General features: G+C 46.5%; 16 protein-coding genes. All 16 read left to right on the top strand.

Annotated elements, in window-relative coordinates; genetic code table 11:
- The first annotated feature begins 17 nt into the window (after nucleotides 1-17).
- The 16 genes from leuC to B0G85_RS01060 all read left to right on the top strand — a co-directional run bounded on the left by leuC (nucleotide 18) and on the right by B0G85_RS01060 (nucleotide 16,016).
- Nucleotides 18-1,427, top strand: a complete 1,410-nt coding sequence (leuC, locus tag B0G85_RS01135) for a 3-isopropylmalate dehydratase large subunit (RefSeq protein ID WP_100378606.1) — start codon at nucleotides 18-20, stop codon at nucleotides 1,425-1,427.
- 9 nt (nucleotides 1,428-1,436) lie between these two features.
- Nucleotides 1,437-1,643, top strand: a complete 207-nt coding sequence (locus tag B0G85_RS01130) for a hypothetical protein (protein ID WP_100378605.1) — start codon at nucleotides 1,437-1,439, stop codon at nucleotides 1,641-1,643.
- A gap of 35 nt (nucleotides 1,644-1,678) precedes the next feature.
- Nucleotides 1,679-2,326 (top strand): 3-isopropylmalate dehydratase small subunit, encoded by a 648-nt coding sequence (gene leuD / locus B0G85_RS01125; protein WP_100378604.1) that lies wholly within the window; start codon nucleotides 1,679-1,681, stop codon nucleotides 2,324-2,326.
- A gap of 23 nt (nucleotides 2,327-2,349) precedes the next feature.
- A complete protein-coding gene (gene leuB / locus B0G85_RS01120) occupies nucleotides 2,350-3,423 on the top strand; it encodes a 3-isopropylmalate dehydrogenase (protein WP_100378603.1) in 1,074 nt (357 codons plus the stop codon).
- A gap of 27 nt (nucleotides 3,424-3,450) precedes the next feature.
- On the top strand, nucleotides 3,451-4,602 hold the full coding sequence (gene asd / locus B0G85_RS01115) for an aspartate-semialdehyde dehydrogenase (RefSeq protein WP_100378602.1): 1,152 nt from the start codon (nucleotides 3,451-3,453) through the stop codon (nucleotides 4,600-4,602).
- A 97-nt stretch (nucleotides 4,603-4,699) separates the two neighbouring features.
- Nucleotides 4,700-5,995: a FimV/HubP family polar landmark protein gene (locus B0G85_RS01110; protein WP_232725883.1), complete on the top strand. Its 1,296-nt coding sequence runs from the start codon at nucleotides 4,700-4,702 to the stop codon at nucleotides 5,993-5,995.
- Between the two features lie 26 nt (nucleotides 5,996-6,021).
- Nucleotides 6,022-6,840 carry a tRNA pseudouridine(38-40) synthase TruA gene (gene truA, locus B0G85_RS01105; RefSeq protein ID WP_100378600.1) on the top strand — a complete coding sequence of 273 codons (819 nt, stop codon included), beginning with the start codon at nucleotides 6,022-6,024 and terminating at the stop codon, nucleotides 6,838-6,840.
- A gap of 45 nt (nucleotides 6,841-6,885) precedes the next feature.
- The gene (locus B0G85_RS01100; protein WP_100378599.1) at nucleotides 6,886-7,560 is read left to right on the top strand and encodes a phosphoribosylanthranilate isomerase; all 675 of its coding nucleotides are present in this window, start codon (nucleotides 6,886-6,888) and stop codon (nucleotides 7,558-7,560) included.
- Nucleotides 7,561-7,589: 29 nt separating this feature from the next.
- Nucleotides 7,590-8,783 carry a tryptophan synthase subunit beta gene (gene trpB, locus B0G85_RS01095; RefSeq protein WP_100378598.1) on the top strand — a complete coding sequence of 398 codons (1,194 nt, stop codon included), beginning with the start codon at nucleotides 7,590-7,592 and terminating at the stop codon, nucleotides 8,781-8,783.
- A gap of 35 nt (nucleotides 8,784-8,818) precedes the next feature.
- On the top strand, nucleotides 8,819-9,616 hold the full coding sequence (trpA, locus tag B0G85_RS01090) for a tryptophan synthase subunit alpha (protein ID WP_100378597.1): 798 nt from the start codon (nucleotides 8,819-8,821) through the stop codon (nucleotides 9,614-9,616).
- A gap of 22 nt (nucleotides 9,617-9,638) precedes the next feature.
- Nucleotides 9,639-10,526: an acetyl-CoA carboxylase, carboxyltransferase subunit beta gene (gene accD, locus B0G85_RS01085; RefSeq protein WP_100378596.1), complete on the top strand. Its 888-nt coding sequence runs from the start codon at nucleotides 9,639-9,641 to the stop codon at nucleotides 10,524-10,526.
- A 5-nt stretch (nucleotides 10,527-10,531) separates the two neighbouring features.
- The gene (gene folC / locus B0G85_RS01080) at nucleotides 10,532-11,857 is read left to right on the top strand and encodes a bifunctional tetrahydrofolate synthase/dihydrofolate synthase (RefSeq protein ID WP_100378595.1); all 1,326 of its coding nucleotides are present in this window, start codon (nucleotides 10,532-10,534) and stop codon (nucleotides 11,855-11,857) included.
- Between the two features lie 3 nt (nucleotides 11,858-11,860).
- A complete protein-coding gene (locus B0G85_RS01075; protein ID WP_100378594.1) occupies nucleotides 11,861-12,631 on the top strand; it encodes an SPOR domain-containing protein in 771 nt (256 codons plus the stop codon).
- A complete protein-coding gene (locus B0G85_RS01070) occupies nucleotides 12,631-13,197 on the top strand; it encodes a CvpA family protein (RefSeq protein WP_100378593.1) in 567 nt (188 codons plus the stop codon). Before B0G85_RS01075 ends, B0G85_RS01070 begins: the two co-directional genes overlap by 1 nt.
- Before the next feature lie 4 nt (nucleotides 13,198-13,201).
- A complete protein-coding gene (gene purF / locus B0G85_RS01065; RefSeq protein WP_100378592.1) occupies nucleotides 13,202-14,740 on the top strand; it encodes an amidophosphoribosyltransferase in 1,539 nt (512 codons plus the stop codon).
- Between the two features lie 70 nt (nucleotides 14,741-14,810).
- Nucleotides 14,811-16,016 carry an O-succinylhomoserine sulfhydrylase gene (locus B0G85_RS01060; protein WP_100378591.1) on the top strand — a complete coding sequence of 402 codons (1,206 nt, stop codon included), beginning with the start codon at nucleotides 14,811-14,813 and terminating at the stop codon, nucleotides 16,014-16,016.
- Nucleotides 16,017-16,023 lie beyond the last annotated feature (7 nt).

The following is a 16,023-nucleotide window of genomic DNA, read 5'->3' as shown; positions in this document are numbered from 1 at the left end:
CGTTATAAAGGATTTGCATGTCGCGCACGCTTTACGATAAGTTATGGGATGACCACGTTGTTTACTCCGAGGATGATGGCACTGCGACCATCTACATTGATCGTCAACTTCTGCATGAGGTTACGAGCCCTCAGGCTTTTGAGGGTTTAACTATTGCAGGTCGTCCCATTTGGCGGATCTCTGCAAATCTTGCTGTTTCAGACCATAACGTTCCCACGACAGATCGTTCTGAGGGAATTGCAGATCCTATTTCTAAGTTACAGGTCGACACCTTAGACAAGAATTGTGATGCCTTTGGGATCACTCAGTACAAGATGAATGATGCCCGCCAGGGGATCGTTCACGTTATAGGACCAGAGCAGGGCGCAACCCTACCTGGAATGACGGTAGTTTGTGGTGATTCTCATACCAGTACCCATGGCGCTTTTGGCGCTCTGGCCTTTGGTATTGGTACCTCTGAGGTTGAGCATGTTTTGGCTACGCAAACTTTACTAATGAAAAAAAGTAAAAATATGCTGGTCAGGATAGATGGGCGATTGCAACCGGGCTCCACTGCAAAAGATATTGTCCTTGCTGTAATCGGTAAGATTGGCACGGCTGGCGGCACAGGCTATACCATTGAATTTGCTGGTGAGGCTATTCGGAATTTATCAATGGAAGGTCGTATGACCATCTGCAATATGGCCATTGAAGCCGGAGCTCGCGCAGGCTTGATTGCAGTTGATGAAGTGACGATCGAGTATATTCAGGGCCGCCCTTACTCGCCACAAGGAGAGTCCTTGCGTCATGCATTGCAGTATTGGCGCACCTTGCACTCTGATGCGGACGCCAAATTTGATGCAGTTGTTGAGCTACGTGCAGAAGAAATTGATCCTCAAGTTACTTGGGGTACCTCTCCTGAAATGGTGCTCTCGATTAGTGGCCGTGTACCTGATCCGGAGAAAGAGCGCGATCCTAATAAACGGTCAGCAATGGAAAGAGCGCTTGAATACATGGGTCTCAAGCCCAATACTCCTTTAAGTAACATTGCTGTTGACAAGGTATTCATCGGTTCTTGTACCAATAGTCGCATTGAAGATATCCGAGCAGCTGCTAAGGTTGTCGATCGCTTAGGTAAAAAAGTAGCCGCGAATGTAAAGTTGGCAATGGTTGTTCCAGGCTCAGGTCTTGTAAAGGCGCAGGCTGAGCGTGAGGGCTTGGATAGGGTGTTTAAAGCTGCTGGTTTTGAATGGCGTGAGCCTGGCTGCTCGATGTGTTTAGCGATGAATGCAGACCGGCTTGAACCTGGTGAGCGCTGTGCCTCCACTTCAAATAGAAACTTTGAGGGCCGTCAGGGTAACGGTGGTCGAACCCATCTGGTAAGTCCGGCAATGGCGGCAGCTGCTGCCATTGAAGGACACTTTGTGGATATACGAAAAATTTCTTAAGGAATAACGATGTCGAAATTACTATCTCTGACGATGATCCAAAAATTAATAATCACTGCTACCGTAGGAATCATTCTTTCTGCCTGCGCAAATACGATGGAGGGGGTTGGTAAGGACCTTCAAACGATGGGTACATCTATGGGCGGAAATACTCAGCCTAATAACAATCAATCCCAAACAAAGGGAAAAGATGTTGTTGTCACGCCCGTTAAATAATCATCTGATTGATAGGTAGAGATTAAGCAAAGAGTATGGAAAAATTTACGATATACAAAGGATTAGTTGCCCCGCTCAATCGCGAGAATGTGGATACTGATGCAATCATCCCAAAACAGTTCTTAAAGTCTATCAAGAAGACTGGATTTGGACAAAATCTATTCGACGAGTGGCGCTACTTGGATCATGGCGAGCCAGGTCAAGATTGTGCCAATCGACCCATTAATCCAGATTTTGTTCTCAATCAATCTCGCTACAATGGGGCGGGTATTCTGTTGGCGCGGAAAAATTTTGGTTGTGGAAGTTCTCGTGAGCATGCTCCGTGGGCTCTGGATCAGTTTGGCTTTAGAGCGATCATTGCACCTAGCTTCGCTGATATTTTCTACAATAATTGCTTTAAAAATGGTCTTTTGCCCATAGTGCTGTCTGAGTTACAGGTCGATCATTTATTTAATGAGACATTGGCATTTACCAACTACCAGCTCACAGTTGATCTGCAGAATCAGAGTGTCATCACACCCGATGGAACTGCCTATAGCTTTGACGTTGCCCCCTTCAGAAAGCACTGTCTTATCAATGGCTTGGACGATATTGGCTTAACTTTGCAACATGCAGATAAAATCAAGGCTTACGAAGCTGGGCGCATCCTTAAGATGCCCTGGCTAACAACACAATTGCCCTAGTTTTATTGAGTTAAGGTTCTCCCATGAAAATTGCAGTTCTCCCGGGTGATGGTATCGGCCCGGAAATCGTTGCTCAAGCCGTTAAAGTGCTCAATGCACTTGGCCCCAAATTTGACCTAGAAACGGCGCCTGTAGGCGGTGCTGCCTACGATATTTCCGGTCATCCACTACCTCCTGCTACTTTGGATTTGGCAAAAAGTGCTGACGCCATCCTGTTTGGTGCGGTTGGTGATTGGAAATATGACTCATTAGCACGCGAACTACGTCCAGAGCAGGCGATACTTGGCTTAAGAAAACATTTGGAATTATTCGCCAATTTAAGGCCTGCTATTTGCTATGACGAACTAACCGCAGCCTCTAGCTTGAAACCCGAGATCGTTGGTGGCCTCGATATCTTGATTATTCGCGAACTGAACGGCGATATTTATTTCGGCCAACCAAGAGGTATTCGTACATCTGAGTTGCCGTTATTTAAAGGAGCTCGCGAAGGGTTTGACATGATGCATTACAGCGAGCCTGAGGTAGAGCGTATCGGTCGAGTGGCTTTTGAAGCAGCCCGACTACGCAGTAAAAAAGTGTGCAGTGTCGATAAGGCCAACGTCCTAGAAACTTCACAGCTATGGCGTGAAGTGATGATTCGGGTTGGCAAAGACTATCCGGATGTAGAGCTGTCACACATGTATGTCGATAACGCTGCCATGCAACTGGTTAAAGCACCCAAGGCTTTTGATGTAGTGGTGACGGGTAATCTTTTTGGAGATATTTTGTCTGATGAGGCTGCAATGCTGACGGGCTCAATAGGAATGCTACCCTCCGCCTCATTGGATAAAAACAATAAAGGTCTGTATGAGCCCAGCCATGGCTCGGCTCCTGATATCGCTGGCAAAGGGGTTGCAAATCCACTGGCTACGATCTTATCGACTGCAATGATGTTACGTTACTCACTTGGAATGCCTGCAGAGGCTGACCGCATTGAAGCGGCTGTGCAGAGTGTACTTACTCAGGGTTTGCGTACTGCAGATATTCATACTGCTGGCTCGCAAATGGTATCTACCATTCAGATGGGTGATGCGGTAGTAGCAGCACTTTCCAAATAATACAATTTCATTAGATCGTTAATCATCATGTCAAATGCACCATTAGTAGGTTTAGTAGGCTGGCGCGGTATGGTCGGCAGTGTTCTCATGGAGAGAATGTTAGCTGAGAAAGATTTTGATTTGATCGAGCCGATTTTCTTTAGTACTAGCCAGGCAGGGGGTGATGTCCCACTGTTGAATGGTGTCAAGGTGAGTAAAACTGAGAACGCCCTTCAAAATGCTAATGATATTGCCGCTCTTGCCCGTTGCGATATTATTTTGACTTGCCAAGGTGGTGATTACACTAACGATGTTTTTCCTAAATTACGTGCGGCTGGTTGGCAGGGTCACTGGATTGATGCCGCTAGCGCTTTGCGTATGAGGGACGATGCGGTGCTAATTTTGGACCCAGTTAATCGCTCCGTCATTGATAAGGCCTTAGCATCCGGTGGAAAAAATTGGATTGGAAGTAACTGCACCGTTAGTTTGATGATGATTGCTATGGGCGGTCTTGTGAAGGCTGATATGGTGGAGTGGATTAGTGCCATGACATATCAGGCGGCTTCAGGAGCCGGGGCTCAAAATATGCGTGAGCTACTTTTACAGATGGGCGCTTTGCGTGATAGCGTAGCAACAGAGCTAGCCGATCCCTCATCTTGGATTTTGGATATTGATCGCAAGGTAACTTCAACATTGCGCTCAACCGAGTTCCCAAAACAAAATTTTCGCAATACAGCTTTAGCTGGTAGCTTAATTCCCTGGATCGATGTTCCTGTAGAAAATGGTCAAACAAAAGAAGAGTGGAAGGGCGGAGCCGAGTTTAATAAGATCTTGGGTCGCCCTGCATTTAGATCTGAAGGCAGCATTCCTGTGGATGGTTTGTGTGTACGTGTGGGTGCCATGCGTTGTCATTCCCAGGGCTTGACCATCAAACTTAAGAAAGATATTCCCCTAAAAGAAATTGAAGCAATCCTTGCAAACGATAATCAATGGGTCAAGGTAATACCAAATGATCGAGAAACAACAGAGCGTGAGCTATCTCCTGCAGCCGTTAGTGGAACCTTGACTGTACCCATTGGTCGCTTACATAAAATGGCGATGGGTCCAGAATACCTTGCTGCATTTACCGTTGGTGATCAGCTACTGTGGGGCGCTGCTGAGCCACTGCGTCGCATGCTACGTATTCTCTTAGAGCGTTAACTCTGAGATGCTCCGATTGAGTTCCTCTCGTTTTAACAAGTTATTTGTTCTCATTTGGCTCAGTTGGTCATGCACTGCCGGAGCAATCTCATTAGGCTTGCCTAAGCTTTTCTCTAAGGCTGGAGAGCCTCTTAAAGTTGAATTCCCAATTAAAGTTGGAAGCGAAGAGCAGAGTGCTTTAGCCTCTTTGAGTATTGTGATCTCTAGTAAATCATCCTATGACCGCTTAGGTATTTCACAAAAAATACTTGAATTAAATCCGCAGGCGATGATCTATCGTAATAAGCAAGACCAGCTCATGGCCTTAGTTGAAACAGTGAGCCCTGTGCCCAATACCGATGATCCATTTCTGGACTTGTTGGTAACTGTAAGTTGGTCGTCAGGAAGTATCACTAAAACCTATACTTTGCTTTTAGGTGATGCCCAGAAAATTACTGTTAAACCAGGTCAAACCGCGTCGGAAATAGCGTCTCAGTTAGCGCCTCAATTAGGCGGGACCAGTATTGACCAAACGATGTTGGCTCTTTTTAGGGCCAATCCAGACGCATTTGCAAGTGGAAGTATTAATCGCTTAGAGGCAGGCGTCGAGTTAGTGGTGCCAAGTCAAGCGTTATTACGGTCTATTAGTCCTGCTGAGGCAAATCAGTTTGCCGCCCAATCCAATGCCCGATGGCTCGCTGAACGTGACTCCAGGAACAATGCACCACCTTCCTCTCTAGCTCCAAAAAATGCTGATGATGAGTCAGTGAAAGACAGGTTAAGAATTGGCTCAAATGTTCAGGGCAACTCTGATGAGCAACGATTTACTGAAGACTTAGTTGCTCAGGAAAAGGTTTTAGAGCAAACTCGCGCTCGAGTTGCTGAGCTAGAAAAAAATATTGTGGACTTGCAGTTACTGCTAAATCAATCTAAAGAGAAATTAAAAAATCAATCTGCAAGCAATAGCACGTCTAGTGATGTAGGTCTAGCGCCAGCTTTACTGACGTTATCGTTAATGATAGTTACCGCTTTATTGCTTTGGTTCTTGGCTAAAAATGCTCGTCGCCAGGAGGCACGTGATTTCTCCCAGCCTAATACTCAAACATTCAACAATCTAGGCAATGAAGCATCTGCGACACACGGCTTAATGCCAGAGCGTGCAAAAGCCCTATTTGCAGGTATTGATTTAGATCTATCAAGTAAGCCCATTCAGACCATTGACCCCGATGTAAATCCGCTAGCGGATGCTTTGCGTGTGAAGTTAAATCTAGCTCGCGCCTACATAACGATCGAAGACTTTAACGCCGCTAAAAAATCACTACATGAAATTGTGTCTATGGGCGCTACGATCGATCCTGCAATTGTGATCGAAGCACAAGGTCTTTTGGTGCAGTTATCTCATCGCCAAAGTTAGAGTTAGATTCAGGTTTTAAGTAAAAAATGCGCATCGCCTTAGGCCTTCAATATGACGGTACCCCTTATTCAGGGTGGCAGTCTCAACTCAACCAAGATACAGTTCAGGATCGGGTAGAAAAGGCCATTACTGCATTTGTTGGCATTGCGGGTAAGCCGCCTATTCGTGTAATTACTGCGGGCAGAACGGACACGGGGGTGCATGCCTTAGGTCAGGTTGTGCATTTTGATGTTGATGTAGTGCGTGAAGATTGGTCATGGGTGAGGGGGGTTAACGCTTTCTTGCCAGAATCTATTGTGGTGAATTGGGCTAAGCCTGTTCCGTCTGAATTTAGTGCTCGGTATTGTGCTTACGAGCGCACTTATGTTTATGCATTACATGCAAGCTCTTGCCGATCTCCGATGACTGCATCTCGGGCGGGTTTTCTAATACTGCCTGCTAATCGTTGGTTTGATGTTGATGCAATGAAGCAGGCCTCAGAGTGCTTGATTGGTGAGCATGATTTCACCTCATTTAGGTCTTCAGAATGTCAAAGCAAGACCCCAATCAAGACTTTGTATTCCATTGAGATTGTTTCAAGTGAACCTTGGCTCTATTTCCGAATTAAAGGAAATGCCTTTTTGCACCACATGGTTCGGAACTTGGTGGGTAGTTTTTTGCAAATTGGGCTTGGCAAACATGACTCATCCTGGATGGCTGAGGTGTTACGGGCAAAAGACCGTAGTATTGCGGCTCCAACATTCTCGCCCGCTGGCTTATATTTAGCTCAAATTAGCTATCCTGAGCAATTTGAAATTCCGGCTCCTTGGCTTCAGAACTCTTGGCTTCCAAGGGGCTTACTTTGATTCGAAGCCCCCATTGGGAGCTTTAAAGCGATATCATTTCTAGTTATGGGCTTATTAACTCACTCTCCAGGCCATACACGGGTCAAAATTTGCGGCATCAGATCGCCATCAGATATTGATGCAGCTGTTGCTGCCGGGGTTGATGCCATCGGATTTGTTTTCTACCCACCCAGCCCAAGGGCTGTCAGCCCGAATATTGCCGCTTCCTTGATTTCAAGGCTTCCAGCAGGGGTGGATGCTGTGGGATTGGTCGTTAATGCCTCTAAAGCTGAGATGGATGCCATTCGGGCGGCCACAACGATTACTTTATGGCAGTTTCATGGGGATGAGTCAGCCTTGGATTGTGAGCGTCTTTCTGAGAGTCAGCCTTGGATGAAAGCGGCTCGCGTGGGTCCCCAGTTCGCATTTGATGATTTTTCCCTACAATATAGGGATGCAAATGCCCTTTTGCTCGATGCCCTGGTTGAGGGTTATGGCGGAGGGGGCATTCCCTTTGATTGGCAAGGAATACCACAAGCATGGATAAGCGCAAACGCGCCTCGGGTCGTTTTGAGTGGTGGATTGAACGTGCACAACGTGGGCGAAGCCATAGCTCGACTAAAGCCTTGTGCTGTTGACGTTTCTAGTGGAGTAGAAAGCAGTAGGGGCATTAAAGATCACATCTTGATGAGAGAGTTTATCCAAGCGGTACGAGCAGCAGATGCTAGCTCATCACTCTAAATTTGCTGTAATTAATCAACGAGGTATTTATGTACGATAAGCCAGACGCAAGAGGACACTTCGGTCCTTATGGCGGCGTATTTGTTTCTGAAACGCTCATGTTTGCTTTAGATGAGCTCAAAGCGGCCTACGCCAAATACCAATATGACCCTGAGTTCCTCGAGGAGTTTCATTATGAGCTCAAGCACTTTGTGGGTCGCCCATCGCCGGTTTATCACGCTAAGCGTTGGAGTGAAATGCTTGGTGGTGCGCAAATTTACTTAAAGCGTGAAGATTTAAATCACACTGGCGCCCACAAAATTAATAATGTGATCGGTCAAGCAATGCTAGCCAAGCGCATGGGTAAGCCGCGCATTATTGCTGAGACAGGGGCGGGTCAGCATGGTGTAGCCACGGCTACTATTTGTGCTCGCTTTGGTTTAGATTGCACTGTATATCAAGGCTCTGTGGATGTTGCCCGTCAGGCGCAAAATGTCTTTCGGATGAAGCTATTGGGGGCAAATGTAGTCCCAGTAGAGTCTGGAACCAAAACACTCAAAGATGCTTTAAATGAAGCAATGCGTGATTGGGTTACTAACGTTGACGATACCTTTTATATTATTGGCACCGTTGCTGGCCCGCATCCCTATCCTATGATGGTGAGAGATTTCCAGAGCGTGATCGGTGAGGAATGTAAGGTGCAAATGCCCGAACTCACAGGACGTCAGCCCGACTATGTTATGGCTTGTGTTGGTGGTGGATCAAATGCGATGGGCATTTTTTATCCTTACATTGACTTTCCAGAGGTCCAATTAATTGGTGTTGAGGCAGCTGGTCATGGCTTAAATACTGGCCTACATTCTGCTGCACTATGCGTTGGAAAGCCAGGCGTATTGCACGGCAATCGCACTTACTTGCTACAAGATGAAAACGGTCAAATATCGGAGACTCATTCAGTGTCAGCTGGTATGGACTATCCCGGTGTTGGTCCCGAGCATGCATGGCTAAAAGATTCGGGTCGTGCAGCTTATGTAGCAGTGACAGACGAAGAGGCTTTAAAAGCGTTTCATGACTGCTGTCAAATTGAGGGCATTATTCCAGCACTAGAGTCCGCACATGCGATTGCCTACGCTTGTAAATTAGCCCCGACACTTTCCAAAGATAAAACAATCTTGGTCAATTTATCTGGTCGCGGCGATAAAGACATGCATACCGTTGCTCAAGCAACAGGCTCTGAAGGCTAAGCCTTTTTCTCTACATAAATGAACTGCGTATTCCCATGTCAAAAATTAGCGCCGTATTCAATCAGTTAAAAATCGATGGTAAGAAAGGGCTCATTCCTTTCATTACTGCTGGCGATCCTGAGCCTGGCTTAACTGTAGAGTTAATGCATGCATTGGTCAGAGGCGGTGCTAACGTAATTGAATTGGGCGTTCCTTTTTCAGATCCTATGGCTGATGGGCCAGTTATTCAGAGATCTTCTGAGCGGGCACTTTCTAAGGGAGTCACTTTGCATGGCTGCCTCGAAATAGTCAAAGAGTTTCGTAAGCTCGATTCAAAAACGCCGGTTGTTTTGATGGGTTACGCTAACCCGGTAGAGCAAATGGGTGCAGAGCGTTTTGCTAATGAAGCAAAGGCTGCCGGTGTGGACGGCGTATTGATTGTGGATTACCCGCCTGAAGAGTGCGTTGATTTTGCGTCACGAATGCGTATTGCTGGTGTAGATCCTATTTTTTTACTGGCACCGACTTCATCACTTGAGCGTATCAAGGACGCTGCAAAGATAGCTTCTGGTTATATTTATTATGTGTCCATGCGCGGTGTCACTGGATCGTCAAACCTCAACACTGCCGACGTTGCCAGTAATATCCCCAAAATCCGGGAGGCTACTTCCATACCAATTGCGGTCGGGTTTGGTATCAGTGACCCAGAAAGCGCGCGAATAGTATCTAAAACAGCAGACGCAGTGGTCATCGGCAGTCGAATTATTCGACTCTTAGAGGATGCACCCCCAGGTCAGGCAGTACAATCACTTGAAGCTTTTATACGCGAAATTCGCGTTGCCTTAGATAGTTAACGTACTGGATAGTGAAGAATGTATGAGCTGGATCGATAAATTATTACCTCCTCAAATTCAGCATACTGATCCCGCTAATCGCAAATCAGTTCCCGAAGGTTTATGGGTCAAATGCCCCAGTTGTGAAACCGTTCTTTACAGCACTGACATTGAGGCCAATCTTTCAGTTTGCCCTAAATGCAGTCATCACATGCGCATTGGTGCGCGTCAACGACTAGATGGCCTACTGGACCCTAAGGGCCGATACGAAATTGGGTCAGATATTTATCCCATGGACCCTCTGAAGTTCAAAGATTCTAAAAAATACTCTGATCGCCTGAAGGAGGCAAGTGATGCCTCTGGTGAATCTGAGGCATTGATTGTGCTCGGTGGAAAAATTGAGGAAATCCCCGTCGTTGTGGCCTGTTTTGAATTTCAATTTATGGGCGGCTCAATGGGTTCCGTTGTTGGCGAGCGCTTTGCAAGAGGTGCTCAAGAAGCAATCGCAAAAAAATGCGCTTTTATATGCATTGCCGCTACTGGTGGTGCGCGCATGCAAGAAAGTTTGCTTTCTCTTTTTCAGATGGCTAAAACAAATTCCATGCTGACACTTTTATCTAAAAAAGGCTTACCTTATATTAGCGTATTGACCGATCCCACTATGGGTGGAATCTCTGCTAGCTTTGCCTTTATGGGTGATGTTGTGATGGCAGAGCCAAAAGCATTAATTGGTTTTGCTGGGCCCCGCGTGATCGAGCAAACTGTACGTGAAAAATTGCCCGAAGGATTTCAACGGTCTGAGTTTTTAATGCAAAAAGGAGGTATCGATATGATCGTCGATCGACGCCAAATGCGCGGAGAAATTGCACGCTTGCTAGCTCTATTGCAGCGTTTACCTGAGCCGGTCACCTCTGTCAGTGCAGCCGTTTAAAGCGCTTGAGTACCGCACACCAAGCCCCATTATTGTTCTCTAGCTTAGAGGCTTGGCTTAGCCATCTGGAAACTGCCCACCCGGTGGGTATTGACATGGGGCTTGATCGCATCAATCGGGTCAAAAGTGCTCTTGGGCTTGATTTTAGTTGTCCGGTAATCACCGTTGCCGGTACTAATGGTAAGGGCTCCACCTGTGCATTTCTGGAAAGTATTCTTCTGTGCTCTGGTTATAGAGTGGGTTGTCATACTTCGCCACATTTATTGGTCTTTAATGAACGCGCTCGCCTTAATGGTGACGATGTAAAGGATGTCCTTCTGCTTGAGCATTTTGCAGCGGTTGAAAGAGCGCGAGTGAGCTTGGTTGATGCCCCCACATTAACGTATTTTGAATTTACGACTTTGGCCATCATGCACTTATTTGCAAAGTCCAATCTCGATGTAGTCATCCTCGAGGTCGGGATGGGCGGACGCTTAGATGCTGTCAATATTGTGGATGCTGACTGTGCCATCGTGACTAGCATTGATATTGATCACGCAGATTTTTTAGGGTCAACTAGAGAGGCAATTGGACTTGAGAAGGCCGGTATTTTTCGCTCAGGTCAAATCGTTGTTTGTGGTGATCCCGTGCCACCTGAGTCATTGATTCACCATGCAGATAAGCTGGGCTGTGATTTATGGTTGCAGGGAAGGGACTATAACTTTCAAGGTGATAAGCAGCAGTGGGGCTGGGCAGGACGTGAAAAGCGCTTTAGTGGATTGGGTTATCCAGCTTTACGGGGCGCAAATCAGATTCTGAATGCATCTGCTGTGATAGCCGCACTTATGGCTTTGCATCAGCGCCTACCTGTTAGCGCTCAAGATATTCGAAATGGTTTTGCGCTTGTTGAGCTACCAGGTCGTTTTCAGGTCTTGCCGGGCCAGCCAACCATCGTATTGGACGTAGCTCACAACCCACATGCTGCCGCAACGTTAGGACAGGGCTTAGATAAGATGGGCTTTCATCCCTACACCTACGCTATTTTTGGGGCTATGGCCGACAAAGATATTGCTGGTGTGATTAAACCGTTGCTAGGCAGTATTGATTTCTGGTTTTGTACTGATCTACCCACAGCCAGGGCGGCGAGCTCTGGAGTTTTAGCCGAGAAACTTCAAGGCATCGGCGTTTTAGCTCAAAATGGAACTGATGGGGGTATTGAGTGCCTCCCAAACCCTGCTGCCGCGTATCAAAAAGCCCTTTCAAATGCAGGTGATGGTGATAGAATCGTAGTCTTCGGATCTTTCTATACAGTAGCCGGCGTAATGGCTTACCGAAATAACCAGGCCCATTGACCCATGATTCGTTTATCGAGTTTTTTTAAGCGAAACCCAGAGACTGAGGAGTTCAGTAGAGCCTCAGACCTCGGTCGACGTTCTTCGAAAAGAATGGCTCCACGCAGTTTCCAGCACGCTCAAGAAAATGAAGCTTTAGCATTTACTGAGGATCCAGAGCGTCAGCGTGCTCGCCATCGTTTGATCGGTGCCGCGGTATTAGTGCTCGTTGCGGTCATTGCACTTCCTCGTATTTTAGATAACAAGCCCAAGTTAAATAGTAACGATATTGCCGTAAACATTGTTACCAGTCTTCCTACTATCACTGCGGCGCCTGAGGATGCGGTGAATCCAGTTTTGCCAGATTCCCCTGTCAAGGGTATGCAATTGTCGGCATCAAAAGAACTGGGGACTACTCTGCTTTCACCAGAAACGAAGCCAGCTCAAGCACAAAGTAAATCTAGCTCAATAGGGCTGATTGCAGGTGAAGAGGTAGTTCCTGCATCAAATTCAAAGGAAAAAAGCGAAGGACCCATTAAAAAGTCCTCTACTACAGGTAAGTTTGTTATCCAGATTGGGGCCTTTGCATCAGAAGAGCGCGCAAAAGGTTGGACTACCAAAATGAAAGCTCAGAATATCCCCAATTACGTACTCAATAAAACAGGTGCCGATGGCATCAAATTATATGTTTTAAGAGCCGGCCCTTTTTCAGATAAGGATGTGGCTGAAGCTGCAGAGAAAAAAGTAAAAGAGATGGGGCTCTCGCCGAGACTTGTTGAGGTTGGCGCACCTTAATGGAAATGATCTCCACCTTGCATTTAACTACGGTGGATTACTTCACCTTAGTTGTTCTGTTGTTTTCTGCGCTAGTGGGTATTTCTCGCGGTCTTTTTAAAGAGGTTTTGGCTCTTGCATCTTGGTTTGTTGCTGCATGGGTCGCCTATCACTACGCCAACTATCTAGCAACCGAGTGGCTATCGACTTTTCATATGGATGAATTGCTTGGCTTGGGCGTTGGTTTCATCATTTTATTTATTTTGACCTTGGTGCTGTGTGGGCTTATCGGTGGCGTCATTCAGAAAATTATCCTGTCGGTAGGATTAAGTCTGACTGATCGTTTCTTAGGCCTTATCTTTGGTTTGGTTCGTGGCGCTTTAATCGTAGTGGTGGCGGCTACGTTAGCGGCGTTAACACCGATTCCTGAGACAATTGCTTGGCAAAAAGCATTAACTCGCCCTGTAATTGAAATGGCAACTGGCTTGATCAAAGGTTGGCTGCCTGCTGATTGGGCGAAGCAACTGGGCGATGCTGTACCCAAAGTAATTCCAACATTGACACCTTCTTTAACAATAGGGATATAGGCTTATGTGCGGCGTTATCGGAACTGTTTCCCATTCCCCTGTTAATCAACTCATTTATGACGCCTTGTTGCTTTTGCAGCATCGTGGCCAAGATGCGGCTGGTATGGCCACCATGAATGGCAATTCTTTTACGATGCATAAGGCCAATGGTTTAGTGCGAGATGTCTTTAGAACACGCAATATGCGCAGTCTGCTCGGGAGCGCTGGTATTGGGCAGGTTCGTTATCCCACGGCCGGCTCTGCCAGTAGTGAGGAGGAAGCCCAACCATTTTATGTAAGTGCGCCTTATGGCATTATTTTGGCGCATAACGGCAACCTCACCAATGCCCCAAGTCTGCGTGTTGAAATGGCCTATCGAGATCGTCGGCATATTAACACGAGCTCAGACACTGAGGTACTGTTAAATGTACTGGCTGATGAGCTACAAAAAGAAACGAATAGTGCCGCGCTTGATGAGGGTGCAATGTTCAATGCGGTGACTCAAGTAACGAAGCGAGTTAAGGGTTCTTATGCTGTTGTTTCCTTAATTGCCGGTTACGGCTTATTGGCATTTCGGGATCCATATGGAATACGGCCTTTGTGTATTGGTCGTATTGACACTGGCAAGGGTCCAGAGTGGATGATTGCCTCAGAGTCTGTGGCGCTTGAGGGGCTTGGTTTTACATTTGTACGTGACGTCAATCCCGGTGAAGCTATTTATATTGATCTTGATGGTAACTTCTCTGCGCGTCAATGCGTACCGAATGCCGTGCTCACGCCTTGCATATTTGAATACGTCTACATGGCCCGTCCAGACTCCACTATTGATGGGGTGACTGTTTATAACGTTCGGATGCGCATGGGAGACTACCTTGCGGAGAAAATTCGTAAAGAAACCAATGTCGATGAAATTGATGTAGTCATGCCTATCCCTGACTCTAGCCGCCCAGCTGCTATGCAAGTCGCTAAACGCTTGGGCGTGGATTATCGCGAAGGATTCTTTAAGAATCGCTATATCGGTCGTACCTTTATCATGCCAGGCCAAGCCGTTCGTAAAAAATCAGTACGCCAAAAGCTCAACGCAATGCGCATTGAATTTAAAGATAAGACGGTATTAATCGTAGATGACTCTATTGTTCGTGGAACAACTTCGTTTGAAATTGTGCAGATGGCGCGTGAATCAGGGGCTAAAAAAGTGATTTTTGCCTCTGCTGCACCTCCAGTGCGGTTTCCTAATGTATACGGTATTGATATGCCAACCCGGAGTGAGCTGGTGGCCTACGGACGAACGGATGAAGAAATTAATAAAATGATTGGTGCCGATCAATTGATCTATCAAAGCGTCGAGGATATGAAGCAGGCCGTGATGGACATCAATCCAAATATTCAGCATTTTGAAGCATCCTGCTTCGATGGTCACTATGTCACTGGTGACATCAATGATTCATATTTGGATGCTTTAGAGGCCGCTAGAAATACCTCGGAGGCAAAAGCCGATCGTCAGCGTGACGCTAGCGACTTTGCACGTTCGCAGCTGCACTTGCATTTGGCTACGGAAGACTAAAAACAGGGCTTAAATTGCCTCTGATATTCCCATCTGGGGCAATTCTTCAATTCGGTGTCAAAATAAGGGTATGAAAAGCAAAAATACCCGAGCAAAGCCTGATTTATCAAAGCTGGCAATAGAAACCCTAGCAGTTCGTGCCGGTACCCGTCGCACCGCTGAATATCAAGAGCATTCAGAGGCGATGTTCTTAACGTCCAGTTTCTGCTTTGATAGCGCTGAGCTTGCAGCGGATGGATTTGCCCATGCAGATCAGGGTTTTATTTACTCCCGTTTCACCAATCCAACTGTAAGTATGTTTCAAGATCGTCTAGCAGCATTAGAAGGGGGTGAGGCCTGTATAGCCACCTCATCAGGCATGGCTGCTATTTTGACGTTGGCAATGGCTCATCTTCAGTCTGGTGACCACGTGATTTGTTCGCGCTCTGTATTTGGGGCCACTATTCAGTTATTCACCAACATCATGGGTCGCTTTGGTATTACCACTACCTATGTCGACCTTACTGACACTAAGGCATGGCAAAGTGCCGTCCAAGAAAATACCAAATTATTTTATTTAGAAACACCATCCAATCCTTTAACGGAGATCGCAGATATTAAGGCGATCTCTAAGATCGCTAAAAAAGCACATGCGCTATTTGCTGTTGATAATTGTTTTTGTACACCTGCGTTACAAAAACCTCTGGCATTAGGCGCGGATGTTGTGATTCATTCCGCTACAAAATACTTGGATGGGCAAGGGCGCGTTGTTGGTGGAGCAATTGTGGGTAGCAAAGACTTTGTCATGGGTAAAGTTTTTCCGTATGTGAGAACGGCTGGCCCTACCTTATCCGCATTTAATGCGTGGGTTTTTCTAAAGGGCTTAGAGACACTTGATTTACGTATGAAGCAGCAAAGCCAAAATGCGCTAGCTATAGCGCAGTGGCTAGAAAAGCAGCCCGGTGTTAAGCGTGTCTATCATCCTGGATTAAAGTCACACCCCCAATATGCTCTTGCCAAGCGCCAGCAGAAAGCGGGCGGGGCGATTTTATCTTTCACTATGAAGGGCGGCAAAAAAGCTGCATTCAAATTAATTAATCAAACGAAGTTGTGTTCCATTACGGCTAATTTAGGGGATACGAGAACCACTATTACGCACCCAGCTACCACCACTCATTGCAGGGTGAGTCCAGAAGCACGTAAAGCTGCTGGCATTACCGATGGTCTGGTCAGAATTGCCGTAGGACTTGAGAATATTGTGGATCTAAAGAATGACCTTGTTGCTGGCTTGAAGTAGTACATTA

Source organism: Polynucleobacter brandtiae (genome assembly GCF_002797575.1).
GTDB classification, from domain to species: domain Bacteria; phylum Pseudomonadota; class Gammaproteobacteria; order Burkholderiales; family Burkholderiaceae; genus Polynucleobacter; species Polynucleobacter brandtiae.
Note: the sequence above shows the minus strand (reverse complement) of the source record. Positions and strands in the feature narration are given on the sequence as shown.

Excerpts from the sequence above, each read along its gene's own strand:
- leuC (WP_100378606.1), top strand. The coding sequence starts at position 18 with ATGTCGCGCACGCTTTACGATAAGTTATGGGATGACCACGTTGTTTAC.
- B0G85_RS01130 (WP_100378605.1), top strand. The coding sequence starts at position 1,437 with ATGTCGAAATTACTATCTCTGACGATGATCCAAAAATTAATAATCACT.
- leuD (WP_100378604.1), top strand. The coding sequence starts at position 1,679 with ATGGAAAAATTTACGATATACAAAGGATTAGTTGCCCCGCTCAATCGC.
- leuB (WP_100378603.1), top strand. The coding sequence starts at position 2,350 with ATGAAAATTGCAGTTCTCCCGGGTGATGGTATCGGCCCGGAAATCGTT.
- asd (WP_100378602.1), top strand. The coding sequence starts at position 3,451 with ATGTCAAATGCACCATTAGTAGGTTTAGTAGGCTGGCGCGGTATGGTC.
- truA (WP_100378600.1), top strand. The coding sequence starts at position 6,022 with ATGCGCATCGCCTTAGGCCTTCAATATGACGGTACCCCTTATTCAGGG.
- B0G85_RS01100 (WP_100378599.1), top strand. The coding sequence starts at position 6,886 with ATGGGCTTATTAACTCACTCTCCAGGCCATACACGGGTCAAAATTTGC.
- trpB (WP_100378598.1), top strand. The coding sequence starts at position 7,590 with ATGTACGATAAGCCAGACGCAAGAGGACACTTCGGTCCTTATGGCGGC.
- trpA (WP_100378597.1), top strand. The coding sequence starts at position 8,819 with ATGTCAAAAATTAGCGCCGTATTCAATCAGTTAAAAATCGATGGTAAG.
- accD (WP_100378596.1), top strand. The coding sequence starts at position 9,639 with ATGAGCTGGATCGATAAATTATTACCTCCTCAAATTCAGCATACTGAT.
- B0G85_RS01075 (WP_100378594.1), top strand. The coding sequence starts at position 11,861 with ATGATTCGTTTATCGAGTTTTTTTAAGCGAAACCCAGAGACTGAGGAG.
- B0G85_RS01070 (WP_100378593.1), top strand. The coding sequence starts at position 12,631 with ATGGAAATGATCTCCACCTTGCATTTAACTACGGTGGATTACTTCACC.
- purF (WP_100378592.1), top strand. The coding sequence starts at position 13,202 with ATGTGCGGCGTTATCGGAACTGTTTCCCATTCCCCTGTTAATCAACTC.
- B0G85_RS01060 (WP_100378591.1), top strand. The coding sequence starts at position 14,811 with ATGAAAAGCAAAAATACCCGAGCAAAGCCTGATTTATCAAAGCTGGCA.